At 72.8% G+C, this 2,017-nt stretch carries 1 protein-coding gene; it reads left to right on the top strand.

Going from position 1 to position 2,017, the window contains the following annotated elements; all coding sequences use genetic code 11:
• On the top strand, window positions 1-1,889 hold a 1,889-nt coding region (locus ABWI04_RS42615; protein ID WP_353835967.1), incomplete at its 5' end, for a beta-N-acetylhexosaminidase.
• Window positions 1,890-2,017 lie beyond the last annotated feature (128 nt).

Below are 2,017 nucleotides of genomic sequence, written 5' to 3'. Positions count from 1 at the left end.
CCGGGGACCGTCCCGCCGCCGGCCCGCTCGGGCTGGTGCCGAAGCCGGTGTCCGTCGAAGCGAGCGACGGCCCCGGCTACCGGCTCGATCCGGCGACCTCCATCGCGGCGGTCGGCGGCGGGGCCGCGGCGCCCGCCGCCTACCTGGCGAAGGTGCTGCGGCCGTCCACCGGTTACCGGCTGCCGGTCGTGCCCGCGAGGTCCGGCCGGAACCCGATCGTCGTCAAGGTCGGCCCCGGGCTCGGCCCCGCGGGCCGCCCGGAGGGCTACGACCTCACCGCGAACCCGGCGCAGGTCGTCATCGAGGCGTCCACCGCCAACGGAGCCCTCAACGGCGTGCAGACCCTCCGGCAGCTCTTCCCCCAGTGGGTCGAGTCGCCCGCGAAGGCCCGCGCCGCCTGGACGGTGCCGCACGTCGAGATCACCGACTATCCGCGGTTCGCGCACCGCGGCATGATGCTCGACGTCGCCCGCAGCTTCTACCCGGTGGACGAGGTCAGGAAGTACATCGACGCCGCCGCGCAGTTCAAGATCAACCGCCTGCACCTGCACCTGAGCGACGACCAGGGCTGGCGGATCGCGATGGACGCCCCCGCGGTGAACCCCTCCGGGATCGACTACGGCAGGCTGACCTCGGTTTCGGGTTCGACCGCGATGACCCGCAACTCCAGCGGCCAGCAGATGGGCACCGAACCCGGCGTCACCGGCTTCTACACCAAGGCCGACTACGCCGAGATCGTCCGGTACGCGGGGGCGAGCGGGATGACCGTCGTCCCGGAGATCGACATGCCGGGCCACACCAACGCCGCCCTGCACGCGATCCCGCAGCTCAACAGCGCCGGATCCAAGCCGGCCCTGAAGCCGGGAGAGACGACCGTCCCCGCCAACGGCACCCCCGACGTCGGGTACTCGTCGTTCGACGCCGCCAACCCGGTCACCCACGAGTTCACCAAGCAGGTCCTCACCCAGCTCGCGGCCATGACGCCCGGCCCGTACCTGCACATCGGCGGGGACGAGTCGCACAGCACGAGCGGCGCCGACTACCGGGCGATGGTCGACGCCTTCACCGGCCAGGTCGACGGGCTGGGCAAGACGGTCGTCGGCTGGAACGAGACCGCCCGGACCGCGCTCCCGCGAGGCAACGCGGTCGTCCAGTACTGGGCGGGCGACAAGGCCGCCGTGGCCGGCGCCGTCACGGGCAGGGGCGCCAAACTGATCCTCTCCCCTGCCTCCAACACCTACGTCCCGCAGAAGCAGGACTCCCGGCAGCCCCTGGGCGGCACGTGGGCCTGCGGCGGACCGTGCGGCCTGGACCGGCACTACGGCTGGGACCCCGGAACCTTCATCCCCGGCACGTCCGAGAGCGACGTCCTCGGAGTGGAGTCGGCCCTGTGGGGCGAGTTCATCCGGCGCCTCCCGCAGGCGCAGTACTACAGCTACCCGCGCCTGGTCGCCACCGCCGAGGTCGGCTGGACGCCGCAGTCCCAGCGTGACTACACCGACTTCACCGGACGCCTCGCCATGGTCGGCGGACGCCTGACGCTCCAGGGCGTCAACTTCTTCCCGACCGCGGGCGTCCCCTGGCGGACGGCCGCCCTCGGCTCCGACAGGACCGTCCCGGCGGGCTCGCCCGCCGGTGCCGCCTGGACGGTCACCGCTCCCGCCGCCGGCGCCCTCACCGGCACCGTCACCTGGAGCGACGGCGTCCAGGAGGACGTCACGCTCACCACGTCCCGTACGGCCAGCATTCCGGACATGCGCGGCAACGCCGCGTTCACCGCCGTCTCGAACCGGACGTTCTCAGCCCCCGGCACCTACACGGCCACCCTCACCCTCCGGCCGACCGGCCAGGCGCCCGTAGAAGCGCCGCTGACCCTGACCGTCTCCTGAACCGGGTGTGCGGGGGACGGACCCGTCCCCCGTGTCATCGTCCCGCCGCCTCCAGGACGTCCTGCGTGCCGAGCGTGCGCGCGTAGGCGAAGATCCCGACGAGCAGGATCGCCATCAGCGCGAACGAC

The organism is Actinomadura sp. NPDC000929 (genome assembly GCF_040492065.1).
Classification (GTDB): domain Bacteria; phylum Actinomycetota; class Actinomycetes; order Streptosporangiales; family Streptosporangiaceae; genus Spirillospora; species Spirillospora verrucosospora.
The sequence above is the reverse complement of the archived record's forward strand: the minus strand, read 5'-3'. Positions and strand labels throughout refer to the sequence as shown.